At 70.8% G+C, this 14,702-nt stretch carries 12 protein-coding genes; 4 read left to right on the top strand and 8 right to left on the bottom strand.

Annotated elements, in window-relative coordinates:
• Positions 1-46: 46 nt before the first annotated feature.
• A complete protein-coding gene (locus tag CP978_RS33045) occupies positions 47-1,309 on the bottom strand; it encodes an amidohydrolase (protein ID WP_079162602.1) in 1,263 nt (420 codons plus the stop codon).
• Between the two features lie 567 nt (positions 1,310-1,876).
• On the opposite strand from CP978_RS33045, the gene CP978_RS33040 reads away from it, so the two are divergent.
• The gene (locus CP978_RS33040) at positions 1,877-2,695 is read left to right on the top strand and encodes a CAP domain-containing protein (RefSeq protein WP_043447156.1); all 819 of its coding nucleotides are present in this window, start codon (positions 1,877-1,879) and stop codon (positions 2,693-2,695) included.
• Between the two features lie 33 nt (positions 2,696-2,728).
• Here the strand turns inward: CP978_RS33040 and CP978_RS33035 are convergent, their stop codons facing one another.
• Both CP978_RS33035 and CP978_RS33030 read right to left on the bottom strand, forming a co-directional pair.
• Entirely contained in the window at positions 2,729-4,063 is a 1,335-nt protein-coding gene (locus tag CP978_RS33035) for an MFS transporter (RefSeq protein WP_052454441.1), read from the bottom strand.
• 220 nt (positions 4,064-4,283) lie between these two features.
• On the bottom strand, positions 4,284-5,225 hold the full coding sequence (locus CP978_RS33030) for a LysR family transcriptional regulator (RefSeq protein WP_052454440.1): 942 nt from the start codon (positions 5,223-5,225) through the stop codon (positions 4,284-4,286).
• 123 nt (positions 5,226-5,348) lie between these two features.
• Here CP978_RS33030 and CP978_RS33025 point away from each other — a divergent pair, with 123 nt between their 5' ends.
• A complete protein-coding gene (locus tag CP978_RS33025) occupies positions 5,349-6,260 on the top strand; it encodes a pseudouridine-5'-phosphate glycosidase (protein WP_043447154.1) in 912 nt (303 codons plus the stop codon).
• 164 nt (positions 6,261-6,424) lie between these two features.
• Here CP978_RS33025 and CP978_RS33020 read toward each other — a convergent pair whose 3' ends face one another.
• From CP978_RS33020 to CP978_RS33000, 5 genes are all read right to left on the bottom strand, one after another.
• Positions 6,425-7,024 (bottom strand): phosphoribosylanthranilate isomerase, encoded by a 600-nt coding sequence (locus tag CP978_RS33020; protein WP_043447152.1) that lies wholly within the window; start codon positions 7,022-7,024, stop codon positions 6,425-6,427.
• 152 nt (positions 7,025-7,176) lie between these two features.
• Complete coding sequence (gene uriT, locus CP978_RS33015; protein ID WP_043447150.1) at positions 7,177-8,616, bottom strand: uridine transporter UriT; 1,440 nt, start codon at positions 8,614-8,616, stop codon at positions 7,177-7,179.
• A gap of 29 nt (positions 8,617-8,645) precedes the next feature.
• Positions 8,646-9,530, bottom strand: a complete 885-nt coding sequence (locus tag CP978_RS33010; RefSeq protein ID WP_043447148.1) for a carbohydrate kinase family protein — start codon at positions 9,528-9,530, stop codon at positions 8,646-8,648.
• A 438-nt stretch (positions 9,531-9,968) separates the two neighbouring features.
• Positions 9,969-10,757, bottom strand: coding sequence for a class II aldolase/adducin family protein (locus tag CP978_RS33005; protein WP_043447147.1), 789 nt, complete (start codon positions 10,755-10,757; stop codon positions 9,969-9,971).
• The gene (locus CP978_RS33000) at positions 10,754-11,728 is read right to left on the bottom strand and encodes a C-terminal binding protein (protein ID WP_043447145.1); all 975 of its coding nucleotides are present in this window, start codon (positions 11,726-11,728) and stop codon (positions 10,754-10,756) included. The genes CP978_RS33005 and CP978_RS33000 overlap by 4 nt, the downstream gene beginning before the upstream one ends.
• A 186-nt stretch (positions 11,729-11,914) precedes the next feature.
• On the opposite strand from CP978_RS33000, the gene CP978_RS32995 reads away from it, so the two are divergent.
• Together CP978_RS32995 and CP978_RS32990 are read left to right on the top strand one after the other, a co-directional pair.
• Positions 11,915-12,853 (top strand): Lrp/AsnC family transcriptional regulator, encoded by a 939-nt coding sequence (locus CP978_RS32995; protein WP_227745577.1) that lies wholly within the window; start codon positions 11,915-11,917, stop codon positions 12,851-12,853.
• A 172-nt stretch (positions 12,854-13,025) separates the two neighbouring features.
• Entirely contained in the window at positions 13,026-14,681 is a 1,656-nt protein-coding gene (locus CP978_RS32990) for an amidohydrolase (protein WP_107070486.1), read from the top strand.
• Positions 14,682-14,702: the final 21 nt, after the last annotated feature.

Genomic DNA, 14,702 nt, shown 5'->3' with positions numbered 1-14,702 from the left:
GGTGCAGCCGTTCCCTGCCGGTGTGCCCTGGTTCCCCGTCGGGAAGTCACGGTGACGCCGGTCGTGGAGCGGGTTCGAGCCAGGCGAGGGCCGCGGACGTCAGCGCGGTGACGCCGTCGGTGAGGGTGGGCCGCATGACGGGCGCGAAGAACGGTGAGTGGTTCTGCGGGATGTCGCGGTTCCTGGTGCCCGCGGCCTCGGCCTCGGCATGGACGTCGGGGTCGACGCCGCCGAGCAGCCAGTAACAGACGGGGACGTTCGCGCTGGTGCCGAAGACGCCGACGTCCTCGCTGCCGGACGACGCCCCGGGGTCGGTCAGCCTCTCATGGCCGATCACCTCACCGATGGCGGCCAGGGTGCGGACGCACGCGTCCTCGTCGTTGACCATCGGCGGGAAGGTGTGCAGGGTGCTGATCTCGGGCTCCTGCTGCGCCCCGGCGGCTACCGCCTCACCGCGTACGATCCGCTCCACCGCGCCCAGGACGGTCTCGCGGACCTCCGGGGTGTAGGTGCGGATGTTGAGCTGGAGTTCGGCCTCGTCCGGGATGATGTTGTCCTTGGTGCCGGCCCGAAGGGCACCGACGGTGACCACGGCCCGGTCCATGGAGGCGATCTCGCGGGAGACCACGGTCTGCAGCCGCATCACGGTGGCGGCCGCCATCACCACCGGGTCGATCGCCGCTTCCGGCATCGACGCATGTGCCCCACGCCCGAACATGCGCACCTTGAGCGCGTCCGTGGCGGCGAAGGCCAGACCGGGGTGGCAGGCGACGGTGCCGGCCGGGATCGCCATCACATGCTGGCCGAGGACGACGACGGGAGTCCCGAAGCGGGCGTACAGACCGTCGTCGACCATGGCCCGGGCGCCCCGGCCGAGCTCCTCGGCGGGCTGGAACACGGCCAGGACGGTGCCTGACCACCGGTCGCGGGCGCGGGCGAGGAGTGCCATGGTGCCGAGCAGGCAGGTGACATGTACGTCATGGCCGCAGGCGTGCATCACGCCCTCGTTCCTGGAGGCGTAGGGCAGTCCGGTCCGCTCGGTGACGGGCAGTGCGTCGAAGTCCGCGCGCAGCAGCACGGTCGGGCCCCGGCCGCTCGCCAGCCTGGCCACGACACCGGTCCGTCCGACGCCTTCGGTGGTCTCGTACCCCAGGTCCCTTGCGCGACGGGAGACTTCGGCGGCGGTGCGATGCTCCTCGAAGGACAGCTCGGGGTGGGCGTGCAGGTCCTGGTAAAGCGCTTCGAGGTCCTGGATCAGGGTGGCATCCAGTCCGGCCAGGACCTGTCGGGCCGTGTCGTGGGCGGACATCATGGGTGCTCCCTTCCTCCGTCGATCCGGTGGAGGGGCCGTCTCCACCGACGTAACCACACCCGTGGTGACTCGGCAGCCCGGCTGGTGCGGCGGCAGCTGTGGGGGGGGTCGGACGGACGCCGGCGGCGCCGAGCACGCCCGCGGATGCGGACGGTTCCGGTGACATCTGTCACATGGACTTCGGCGACTAGGCGCACGCGATAGTAGACGCGACCTCGGCGACATTAGGGGATTTGTCAGTTTGATGTGGGGCGTGCACAGTGCCCGGCTCGATCGCTCTCCCTTCGCCCGGCGTTTTCGCCCGCGCGGGAGCAGCACAAGGGTTTCTGACGGGACGACGGACGCCGCACAAGACGCGGGAGGCCGCCCCAGCATGCCTCCAGGCACAGGGCAAGGGCCGTCCATGCCTACGAGACCGGGTAGTACTAAGGGCCTTTGCCCTCCATGTGAAGCCCTCCCAAGAATGGCGCTCGACAGGACGTCTCCGCAGCTCAGGAGCCACGTCGGCGCGGAGCGAGCCATATCAGGGGCTCTCGACGACCAGCGAGTGAGGTCACATCACACATGGGAAAGCATCGGAAACAGGGGCACTACCGACGGATATTGATCGCTGTCGTCACCTTGGGTGCGGTGGGCGTGCCGTCCGTCGCCCTCGCCTGCACCGACTGGCACGGCAGCGGAGAAAGTCACCCCCACAGCGCTGGAGCGAAGGCGGCCGAGCACCGGTGGAACAGCGGCGACCGGTGGCACGACTGGCACGGCCACGGGAGCGAGAAGCCGACCTCGGCGCCGTCCAAGACGCCGACCGCCGCTGCGAGCACCCCGAAGGCCACGACGCCGAAGCCGCCCCGGACCACAGCGCCGAAGCCCAGGGCCACGGCGCCTTCGAGCACGACGCGGAGCACGGCTCCCGCGCCGAAGGCCGACGCAACCCCCAGCCCTTCGCCGACCACCGCCTCACCGTCCCCCACCTCGCCGAGCACCCCGAAGCCCAACGCCACCGCGTCCGGGGCCGTCGAGCGGGTCGTGGATCTCGTCAACGCCGAGCGCGGCAAGGCCGGTTGCTCCCCCCTGAAGCTGAACGCGACCCTGTCCAAGGCGGCACAGGCGCACAGCGAGGACATGGCGGCTCATCGGAACATGTCGCACACCGGGTCCGACGGGTCCTCCCCCGGCGACCGCATCACGCGGGCCGGTTACTCCTGGAGCTCCTACGGCGAGAACGTCGCCTATGGTTACGCCACCCCGGAACAGGTCATGGCGGGCTGGATGTCCAGCCCCGGCCACAAGGCGAACATCCTCAACTGCGGGTTCAAGGAGATCGGCGTGGGACTCGCCCAGCCCGGCAGCTACTGGACCCAGGACTTCGGCACGGCACGGTGAGCGGCGGCAGGGCGACGGGGGCGCCCTGCTCGCTCAGCTCCCTTTCCGTACGGGGTCGGGGGTGCGGCGACCGTCGATCGCACAGCTCGTCAGACCGACGAGGAGCAGCGCGGCGGCGGTCGCCGCGGACATCAGGAACCCGGTCCTCGCTCCATGGGCCTGGCTGATGCTTCCGCCGAGGGCGGTCCACAGTGCCTGACCGACGATGAGGGCGCAGGCGAGCGTGGTCATGACCGTGGCGGTCCTGCCTCGAGGGGTACGGCGGCTCGCGATGCTGAAGAGTGTGACGATCACGCCGCCGATCCCGCATCCCGCGCACGCCAGTGCCACGGTGACCGTCGCCACCGAGGACGCCCGGACGAGCAGGCCCGAGGCCGCGAGGACGATCGCGCCGAACACCAGCCAGCGCGCCCGCAGGGAGAAGCGCTCCGGGACGAAGGCGATCAGAATCGCGACGGCGACCGAGCCCACACTCATACCGCCGTAGACGATGCCGGTCGACAGTTCCCTGCCGTGAGCCCGCATGAACACGGTGAGCGCTGTGAGGGTCGAACCGAAGAACGCGCCGACCAGGAACATCCCCAGGGGCAGGATCATGATCCGGAGGCGGAGGACGCTCCGGGCGTCCTCGGCCGTCTCCTTGCCGGCCGTGTCGCGGGGCTTCGGCAGTGCCGCCGTCCGGTGGAGGGCGAAGGCCACCACGAACACGGCGGCGATCAGGGCCGCGACGAGAAGCGGCGCACCGGCGCCGAAGGCCGTGGCCAGCAGTCCGATCACCACGGGCCCCAGTACGAACGCGGACTCGTCCGCCACGGACTCATAGCTCATCACCAGCGACAGGATTCCGTCGCGCCGGTGGGCGGCCGGAGTCCCGGCGGTCACCAGGGTGATCAGACGTGTGCGGGAGAGCGGCGCGACCTGCGGGGCGCTCGCGCCGACGAGGAAACCGACGGCACCCACCCAGACGATCGACACCGACGCGTACGTCATCAGCACGAATCCGACCAGGCCGGCGATATTGACGGCCGCGCAGGTCAGCAGCACCCGGCGTTGTCCGTAGCGGTCGGCGAACGCGCCGACCGCGGGCCCGAGGACCGCTGTGCCGATTCCGGTCGCCGCCGACACCGCACCGCTCTGGGCGACCGAGCCCCGGACGTCCGAGACCAGCGTGAGCGTACCGACCACGGTCATGGCGAAGGGCAGCCGACTCATGAACGCGAGCGGGAAGAAACCGAATCCGACCAGGTCCAGCAGGGAGCGGACCCTGGACGACGGCGCCTGGTCGGGTGCGGGATCCCGGCGGGGCGAGGCCGGCCCGGTCGTCGTGAGGCCGTCGCGCTCCGCGGCTTTCGGCAGGGAAGTGCTCACGTTCGACTCTCTCTCGGCGTATCGGCCATCGGGAGGGTCGCGCTGACCTGCCCCGCTCAGCCGGCCGGGAGCGGACACTCCCCGGGCGACCGGACAGCGGCCCCGTACGACGCTAGGAGCCGGGTCCGTTCGGCATCAACAACCGAAAGGCGAACGAATCATAGGCTGCGTCTATCGCACCGCCGAACTGCCGCTCGTCGGCGGTACGCCCGGATCGTCGTCACGAGGCGGGGCCGCTGTGCGGCCCGGTGGTGGCCGACCGCGTTCGTTCGAGCTTTCCGGCCTCGTCCACGATCAGCTCGCAGAGCGCTCTCACATAGGGGCGGGGGTCGTCGGCGCGCCACTGCATCTCCAACGGGAGAGTCGCCGGCTTCTCCAGGGGCACGGCACGCAGGTCGTCCGAGAGATGTCCGACGGTGGACCCGGGAACGAGCGAGAAGGCCCTGGCCTCCGACAGGAGATACAGCCGGGAGCCGACGATGCGCGGCGGGCTCACCAGCACCATCGGATTGAGCCCCCGCTCGACACACACGGTCCGGACGTAGTCGTAGTACTTCGGGTTCTGTTCACGCGGCCACAGGAGCAGCGGCAGATCGTCCAGTTCCTCGAGCGATGTCCGGGCGGCGTCGGCGGACGGGTGGTTGCGGCTCAGCGCGACAAAGACCTCCTCGTCGGCGATCACCTCCGTGCGAAGCCCGTCGACCGGGTCGAGGAACCGGCCCAGTCCGATGTCCCCGTGCCCCGCGGCCAGTTGGGAGGAGACGGCTCCGGTCTCGACGGCGATGTCCTCGATGACCAGCTCGGGCAGTTCCTTCTCGGCCCGGCTGATCACCGCCGGCAGCAGCCGGTTCACCACGCTGGGTGTCGCGACGACGCGGATCGTCTTCATCCTGGATTCCTCGTACAGCCGCACCCTGCTGACCAGGCCCTCGGCCTGGGAGAGCAGCTTGCGCCCCTCCTCGGCCATCGCTTCCCCGGCCGAGGTGAGCGACACCGAACGCCGGGTGCGGTCGAAGAGCGAAAGACCGAGCGCCCGTTCGAGCCTGCCGACCTCCTGGCTCACGGTGGGCTGGGAGATGTGCAGGGCCTCGGCCGCCCGCCCGAAGTGCAGATGCTCGGCCACCGTCACAAAGATCTCGACCTGCCGCAGCGTGATTTTCATAGGTCAAGCCTATGGGATGGGTCCGAACTGATTGTGGTTCCCGGGGGATGGAGTTCGTAGCGTGAGGGAATCGGCCCCTGTGGAGGCCGGCAGAGTCACTTCGGAAGAAGGAAGTCACAGCAGATGAGTGCACCCGCGATCCGTGTTTCCGACGAGGTTCAGGAGGCCGTACGCCAAGGTCGTCCCGTTGTGGCACTGGAGTCGACGATCTTCACCCATGGTCTGCCCCGGCCGCGCAACCTGGAGGTCGCGCTGGAGGCGGAGGAGTCGCTGCGCGCCCAGGGCGTCGTACCGGCGACGATCGGCGTGTTCGCCGGGCGGCCGACGGTCGGTCTGAGCACCGAGGAGATCACCAAGCTCTCCGAGGAGGACGACGTCGCCAAGGTCAGCCTGCGCGATCTGCCCGTGGTGAGCACGCTCGGCCTGCACGGCGGCACCACGGTGGCCGCCACGGCGTTCCTGGCGCACCGTGCCGGGATCAAGGTGTTCTCCACCGGTGGCCTGGGTGGTGTGCACCACGGCGCCGCGCAGACGTTCGACGAGTCCGCCGACATGACCACGCTGGCGCAGACGCCGGTGCTGGTGGTCAGCGCGGGCGTGAAGTCGATCCTGGACGTCGCCGCGACCCTCGAACGGTTCGAGACCCTGAACATCCCCGTACTGGGCTTCGGCACCACCAAGTACCCGGGCTTCTATGTCAGCGACTCCGGGCATGAGATCGCCTACTCGGTCTCCACCCCCGAGGAGGCCGCCGCGGTGCTCACCTCCCGTGACGCTCTGGAACTCCCGCAGGCGGTACTGATCGCGAATCCGGTGGCCGAGGACAAGCAGCTGCCGCCCGCCGAGCTCGATGCGATCCTCGCGCGCGCCTGGGAGCAGGCGGAGCAGGCCGGCATCAGCGGCAACGACACCACCCCGTTCCTGCTGGACTTCATCCAGCGCGACACGGGCGGCCGCAGCCTCGAGGTCAATATCGCCGTCTACCGCGGCAATGTCGCGCTCGGCGGCCGGATCGCCGCCGCTCTCACCCGCTGAGTCGTCCCGCGATCACCCTGTGGGCCCGTCCGGCCTGACCGGACGGGCCCACAGGCGTTCCTGCCCGACTTACGCGGAGTCCGCCGCCAGCCGGACGGCACCACGTCGGCGGCCGGATCGCGGCTGTGCGGTGGGGGTGGCGCCGTGCCGCACCCACCGCGCCGTCAGGCGTTGCGTGCGGCCGCCACGAACCGGCGGATCAGGTCGGCGCTCTTGACGCCTTTCGAGGACTCGACCCCGCTGGAGACATCGACGCCCTTGGGGGCCGCCGACCGTACGGCCCCGGCCACGTTCGCGGGATCCAGGCCGCCGGCCAGGAGCCAGAATCCGCGCGGGGGCCGGTCCAGCAGCAGATCGGTGTCGAAGCGCGTGCCGTTCCCGGGCAGCGGTGCGTCGATGAGCAGGCGGTCCAGGGGGTCGGTCAGCGCCCGCGCGAGATAGACGTCCCAGGACAGGGCGCGAATGGTGCGGAACCCTTCGGCGCGGAGCCGCTCGAAGTCCTCGTCCTCCTCGTCCCCGTGGAGCTGGATCGTCGTGAGGCGAGCGGACGAGGCAGTCGCCAGCACCTCCTCGACGGGCTGCCCGCGGAACACACCGACGGTCTCCACCGTGCCGGGCACCCGTGCCGCCAGCGCGCATGCCGCCTGGGCCTCGATCAGCCGTGGGCTTCCGGGGGCGAAGACGAAACCGACGGCGTCCGCTCCGGCCTCGACGGCGGCGTCCACGGTCTCCGCGGTGCGCAAGCCGCAGATCTTGACGTACATCGAACCCTGTGCCCTCTCCTCGACGGCCCGCTCCTCGATCCGGTGGGCCTGCTGTCCACTGCCCCGCTCGTCACGACGGGGGCGCCCGGACCACTGGATCCCGGGCGCCCCCGTCCTCGACTGTCCGAAAGGCCGCCCGGGCCGGTGGTCCGTCAGCTCTTCGTCTCCGCGTCGACCGGGCGGGGAATGAGCAACGACATCAGAAACGCGAGCGCCATGATAACGGCGCCGACGAGCATGGCCCATGTGTATCCGGCATGGCTGCTCCGGCCGTTGGGGCCGATGGCGGCCTCGACGGCCGGCAGGACGGCGAAACTCAGCCCCGCGCCGAGCCCGAAGCCCGCGGAGTTCAGGCCCGGCAGAAAACCCGGGTTGCCGGGCGGGGACAGCACGACACCGAGACCGTTGAGCATGATGTTGGCCATTCCCGCGTAGACCACTCCGAGGAGCAGGGTCCCACCGACGAGGAAGGTCAGACTCCGGGTTCCGAACAGGGCGAGCCCCACGATGCCGACGACGCTGCCGGCCAGCCCGATCCGCAGGATCGCGCGATAGCCGACGACGGGCGCGAGCCGTCCCGCGAAGGGCGCGACGATCCAGCCGAGCAGCGCGTAGGGGGTCAGCAGGAGCAGCGAGGCGGCATCGGCCCCCAGCCCGAACCCCGCCCTGGTGTCCTGGGCGATCGACATGGCGATGCCGTTGACGGTCGCGATCACCCCGGCCAGGGTGAGGACGGTGGTGGCCACGGTGGCCCAGGTCGCACGGCGCTTCAGCAGGGCCGGTGAGGCCAGGGGGTGTTCGACGGTGTTCTCGATGCGCCAGAAGGCGACGGCGGCGATCAGACCGCCGAGCAGCAGCCCTCCCATGAGCATCCGGTCGGCACCGCTGCCCTTGCCCATCTCGTTGACCGCCGACTGGAAGAGGAAGACGACCGCGGCGAGGGACAGTCCTCCGTACCAGTCCATGCGGGTCCCTCGGGAGGGGCGGCTCTCCGGGACGCCACGGTGGCAGCAGGCGACGGCGAGCACCCCGACCGCGGCGATCACCCAGAACACGGAACGGAAACCGAACGCGGTCCCGAGTGTGCCCCCGCCGATCGCGTCGATACCGGCGATGCCGCCGTTGACCGCGGTGACGACTCCCATCAGGGTCCCGTAGCGCCGTGGGTCGCGGACCTCGTCCCGCAGGATCATCAGGCACACCGGCACCACCGCGCCCGTGACTCCCTGGATCGCCCGGGCGATGACCAGGACCGTCATCGTGGGTGCGAGCGCGGCCAGGACCGCCCCGACGACCATGACGATCATCATTCCGAGCAGGACCCTGCGCCGGCCGACGATGTCGCTCAGCCGCGGCAGGAACAGCCCGAAGACGGCTGTGCTGGTATAGAACGCGGTCTGGGAGAGCCCGACGGCGACCTGGTCCGTATGGAGTTCTCTCGCCATGACGACCAGCACCGGACTGAGCATGCTGGCATTGAGCTGGAAGGCCGTGCAGGCCGCGAGGAGAGCGATCATGAGTGCCGCGACGGACCTGGGTCTGTGCGGCGTTTCGACGGTCGCCTCGACCGTGTCGTGGAGCACTCGCGTCATCGGGGTCCCGTCCTTGACGTCGGATGCGACTAGTCGCAGGCGGGCTTCGCCGTGGAGCCCGGGGCGGAAAGGACCCGTGCGGCTGTGCCGTGACCGCTGACGCAGGCCTCGTACAGGTCCTTGGTCCTGAGGAACGTGGACAGGAAACCGGCGGCGAAGGCGTCACCCGCGCCGGTCAGGTCGCGGATGTGCTCCACCGGTGGCACCGGTACGACGACGGGTTCGCCGTGCGGGACGTGGACGACGGTGGGATGCGGACCGGCTTTCGCCACTACGACTGTTTTGGCGACCCTCTCACGGTTCGGGCCGGGTGCGCCGCCGGCCGAGAGCCCGAGGAATTCGGCCTCGCTCTCATTGGCGATCAGGAAATCCGGTTCCAGATCCGCCATGAGGTCCAGAAATCGACGGACCCCATAACCCGCCAGCATTCCGGTCGAGGAGGCGTCCACCGAGACGAGAACACCGCGCTTCTTCGCTCGCCGGATCACATCGACAGCCGTGGCTCCGACCGGTTCGCCGTCGAACGAGTAGGCGGGAACATGGAGCAGTTCCAGTCCTTCGAGCCATGGGTCCGGCACCTCGTCGAGCATGGTCGAGGCGCCGCGGTGCGGCAGCATGGTCCTTTCGGCGTTCTCATCGATGAGGATCACGATGGTGCCGGTGCTTCCGCGGCGCTGGACGCGGACGTCCACGCCTTCTGCCGCAAGGCCGGCCACCAGGGTGTCGCCGAGGCTGTCGTCCCCGACACATCCGATGAACCGGGTGGGTCCGAGGGCCGCCGCGCACGCTGCGACATTGGCGCCGCTGCCGCCGCGGGTATGGAAGATCTCAGCCGCCGTGTCCGTGCCGTGTTGAAGCGGCTCCGCGAGCCAGACAACGACGTCTTCGACGAGATCGCCGATGATCCCGAGCACGATAAGCCTCCTTGGCCCCTGAGCGTCGGCCGTTCAGCTGGAGAGAGCGGAAGTGCCGGCCGGCCTCGTGTGGAATGGTTGCCCCACGGTACGAATCCTGACCTGCGGAAACCATAATCAGATCCAGCACGTCTGATCGGCTTTGCCTATGAGGCACGACGGACCGGTCCGGCTGTCATGGCGCAGCCGGTTTCGAGCCCGGCCGGAACCGTGGAACAACGGCGCCGGGAGAAATTCGACGGGTCGCATTCGATTCGACGGACGAGGGCGCAGCCTCGGCCCAAGCACGGTTTTCCACCTTACGGAACGTGCGGGTGACTCAGGGTGTGACAACGCCCGCCCTCGCCTTCGGGGACACCGGGGCGGGGGCGGGCGGTCGAGGTCGTCATACGGTCCGGGGCAGTCCCGAGTGATCGGGGTCGACCCCCGTGATCCAGGTCAGTCGCGGTGGTCCGGGGCGATCCGGTCGGCCAGGCGGAGCAGGGCGGACCAGGCGAGCTCGACGGCGTCGTCGTCCTGGAAGTCGGCCTCGGCGGTGCCGGTCAGCTGCTGGGCGGTGTACTCGCACACCTCGGCGGACGGCACGGTCAGCGGTGCGCCGCCGGCCTGCGCGGTCACCTGGATCTCGCAGGCCTTCTCCAGGTAGTACATCCGCAGGAACGCCTGCCCGGGGGTCTCGCCGACGGTGAGCAGACCGTGGTTGCGCAGGATCAGCGCGGGGTGGCCGCCCAGATCGGCGACCAGGCGCCGCTGCTCGTCGAGGTTGAGGGCGACGCCCTCGTAGTCGTGGTAGCCGACCCGGTCGTAGAACTCCATGGACATCTGGTTGAGCGGGAGCAGCCCGGCCTCCTGGGCGGCCACCGCGCAGCCGGCCCTGGTGTGGGTGTGCAGCACGCACCGGGCGTCGGCGCGGGCGGCGTGGATGGCGCTGTGGATGACGAAGCCGGCCGGGTTGACCTTGTGGGGCGTCTCCTCGACGGGGTTGCCGGACAGGTCGATCTTGACCAGGTTGGAGGCGGTGATCTCCTCGAAGAGCAGGCCGTAGGGGTTGATCAGGAAGTGGTGGTCGGGCCCCGGGAGCCGCACCGAGATATGGGTGAAGATCAGGTCGGTCATCCGGAAGTGGGCGACCAGCCGGTAGACGGCGGCCAGTTCGCGACGCAGACGCCGCTCCTCCTCGGCGTCGCAGGAGCCGGTGGCGGCGGGGGCGGCGAGCAGGTCGGTCATGCGGGCACTCCTTCGGGTACGGGGGTGAGGGGCCGGCCGGTGCGGTACCAGGCGACCAGGTTGGCGGCGGGCCGCTCGACGTACGCCCGGTTGGCGGCGTCGCTGAGGTAGGCGCTGTGCGGCGAGAGCAGCAGCCGGGGGTGGGTGCGCAGCGGGTCGCCGTCGGCGGGCGGTTCCTCGGGCAGCACATCCAGGGCCGCGCCGGTGAGCCGGCCCTCGTCCAGGGCCTCCAGCAGGGCGGCGTGGTCGAGGAGTCCGCCGCGGGAGACGTTCACCAGGAAGGCGCCGTGCGGCATCCGGGCCAGTTCCCGGCGGTCGATCAGACCCCGGGTGGACGCGGTGAGCGGCAGGTGCAGCGAGAGCACATCGCTGTTCTCGATCAGGCCGTCCAGGTCAAGGGACTCGACATGGGCGGGCCAGCGGCCGGTGCGGCCCCGCGGGTCGAACCCGGCGACCCTGCCGAAGACCGGCCGGGCGAAGTCGGCCAGTCGGCTGCCGATGCGGCCCATCCCGACGATGCCGAGGGTCAACTCGCTCGTGCGCCGGGGCAGTTCCCGCCGGGTGAACTCCTGGTTCCAGCCTCCGCCGCGCACCGTCGCATCGGCCTGGGGCAGCCGGCGCACCAGGGCGAGGGCGCTGGCGAGGGCGTGGACGGCGACCTCCTCGGTGGCGGCGTCGGGAAGGTTGCACACCCATACGCCGCGGGCCCGCGTCGCCTCGATGTCCACTTGGTCGTACCCGGCGGACAGAGTGGCGATGATCCGCACCGAGGGGAGCCGGTCGAGCAGCGCGGCGTCCACCGGGGCGTAGCCGACGAGCAGGCCGACGGCGTCGGCGGCGGCCCGGACGATGGAGTCGGCGTCGGGGGCGTCGGCGATCCGGACCTCGAAGCCCGCCTCGGTGAGCAGGGTGATCCCGGGCGTCGGATCGAGGTCCTCGAGATCGGTGAAGACGGCTACGGGTCTGGGCATGCACGGGCTCCACAGATGAATCGGATGCGGTGACGGGGTGCAACTTACGTTTCGCCTGCCACCTTGTCCATGCCTGCCCGCGGAGCGGAACCGGCGGGGGCCGGCCCGGGTCTGCCGGTGGCGCAGAATGGCCGGGTCCGGTGGCATGAGATGGCCACCGGTGGCCATGGGAGAGGAAGTCACGGGGTGGATCTGGACGGCACGGGCCTGGACGACATCGACCGTGAGGTCGTGCGCGAGCTGCAGGCGGACGGCAGGCTGCAGTACGAGTCGCTGGCACAGCGGGTGGGCCTGTCGCGGCCTGCCGTGCGGGCCCGGGTGCAGCGGCTGCTGGATTCGGGGGCGCTGCGCGTGGTGGCCATCGTGCACCCGGCCGTCCAGGGCATCACCGCGTCCGGCCATGTCTCGATCGACGTCCGCGGTGAGGCCGCCCCGGTGGCGCGGGCGATCGCGGCGCTGCCGCAGGCACCCTTCGTCACCCTGACCGCAGGGCGCCGCCCGGTGGTGGCGGAGCTGCGTGCGGCGGACTTCCCGGCGCTGACCGAGGTGATGGACACGGTGCGCTCGCTGCCCGGGGTCCAGGAGGTGCAGGCACAGGTGTACACCCGGGTGGTCAAGGATCCGTATCTGATGCCCGCCGCGCCGGCCGATGTGACGCCGGACGAGGTGGACCAGCGACTGCTGGACGAGTTGCAGCTGGACGGCAGGCTGCCGTTCGCCGATCTCGCCGAGCGGGTGGGGCTGTCCCCGGGGGCGACCCGGGCGAGAACCCTGCGACTGATGGACAGCGGGGTCGCCCGGGTGGTGGCGCTGGTACGGCCGGAGCTGCTGGGGCTGGGTTTCCTGTGCGGTTTCGCGGTGCGGCTCGACGGCACCGCGTCGGGCGCGGCCGAGCGGATCGCCGCCTCACCCCGGGTGTCCTATCTCTCCGCGTGCATGGGGTCGGCGGATCTGGTGGGCACGGTGACCGCGGAGTCGCTGGACGCCGTGACCCGCACACTGGAGTCCATCCGCACCTGCGCCGGAGTGCGTTCGCTGGAGAGCTGGTTCCATCTGGAGCTGGTCAAGGAGCGCTACGACCTGGGCCGGAAGGTGCCGGGCGACGCCTCGGCCGGACTGCCCTGACCCGCCCCTCACTCACGAGCAGGCGAACGAATCGTCCGCAGGCGACCAAGGAGACAACCGAAAAGTTCTTTACGTCGAACACTGGCAATCGAAACGATTGCACCCTAGTGTCTGCGCCAACGGATCGACCGTTCTCGCCATGTCGCGCGGTCGAAACGACAATCTCCCCGCAATGGAAGCAGGCATCCCCATGCACCACAACGACCGCACGCTGCTGGTGGCCGGCGCCGCCGTGGTCGCGCCCGACGGCTCACGGGCCGAGGCGCTGGCCGTGCGCGGCGGCCGGGTCCTGCACATCGGCACCGTGGCCGACGCCCGTGCCGCCCTCGGCCATATCGACGAGGAGCTGGCGCTGGACGGCGGAGTCGTGCACCCCGGTTTCGTCGACGCCCACTGCCACCCGGTGATGTACGGGCAGGCGCTCGCCTGGGTGGATGTCCGCCCCGAGCGGGTGCCGGACATCGACACCCTGGTGCGGGTGCTCACCGAGGCCGCGCGCGAGCTGCCCGCCGGGGTGCCGCTGCGTGCCTTCGGCTATGAGCACCGCCGTCTCGCCGAGCGCCGCCACCCCACCTGCCACGATCTCGACCGGGTCACCGAGGACCGCGAGGTCTATGTGATGAACGCCTCCGGTCACGGCGGTGTCGTCAACTCCGCCTCGCTGCGGCTGCACGGCATCACCGCCGGCACCGCCGAACCGGAGGGCGGCCGGATCGGGCGCTTCGCCGGCGGCGAGCCCAACGGCGAGCTGTGGGACGCCGCCTGCGATCTGATCACCGGCCCCCATGGCATCAAGATCGGCAACCATGGCCCCAACTTCCACCTCGACGAGCCCGAGGCCGTCCTCGCCGACCAGCTGCGGCACGCCCAGGACGTCTTCCTGGCCGCCGGGGTCACCACGGTCGGCGACGCCCAGGCCTCGCGCCGCGAGGTGGAGGCCTATCTGCGGCTGCGCGACGCGGGCGACCTGCGGATGCGCGTCTCGGCGTACCTCACCTCCGCGCTGCTGGACACCGCCCTCGACCTCGGGCTGGTCAGGGCGCTCGGCGACGACCGCTTCCGGGTGCAGGGCGTGAAGTTCTACGCAGACGGCACCCTCGGCGGCTGGACCGCCTACTTCCCCGAGGGCTATGCCGCCGACTGCTGCCACCACGGGCAGCTCTACCACACCGCCGAGGAGTACGCCGAGCTGGTCGGCCGCGCCCACCGGGCCGGACTGCAGACCGCCACCCACGCCCAGTCCCCGCACGCCATCGGCATGGTCCTGGACGCCGTGGAGAAGGCCCAGGCGGACCTGCCCCGCCCGGGCATCCGGCACCGTATCGAGCACTGCGGCCTGCCCACCGACGACCAGATCCAGCGGATGGCCGATCTGGGCGTCGTCCCCGTGATGCAGCCCCAGCACCATCTGCGCACCGGCGACGGCACCCTGGCCGCGGTGGGCGAGCTCGGCCACCGCTACAACCCGGCCGGGCGCTGCGCCGAGGCCGGTGTCCCCGTGGTGTTCAGCTCCGACGCGCCGGTCGCCCCGCCCGCCCCGCTGGAGGCGGTGTACGCCGGCGCGACCCGCCGTACCGTCCTCGGCACCGTCCTCGGCGACGAGTCGCTGCGGCTGCCGGTCGCCGCCGGGCTGCACGCCCACACCGCGGCCGCGGCCCGTGCCCTGCACCTGGAGCAGTCGGCCGGCACCCTGGCCGTCGGCGCCTGGGCCGACTTCACCGTCCTCGACGCCGATCCGGCACACACCCCCGCCGAGGATCTGCGTGACATCGCGGTCCGCGAGACCTGGGTGGGCGGACGCCGCGCCTGGGCCGCCGCCGGCCGCTGACCCGTCCCCTCCCCGTTCCCC

The organism is Streptomyces nodosus (assembly GCF_008704995.1).
GTDB classification, from domain to species: domain Bacteria; phylum Actinomycetota; class Actinomycetes; order Streptomycetales; family Streptomycetaceae; genus Streptomyces; species Streptomyces nodosus.
Note: the sequence above shows the minus strand (reverse complement) of the source record. Positions and strands in the feature narration are given on the sequence as shown.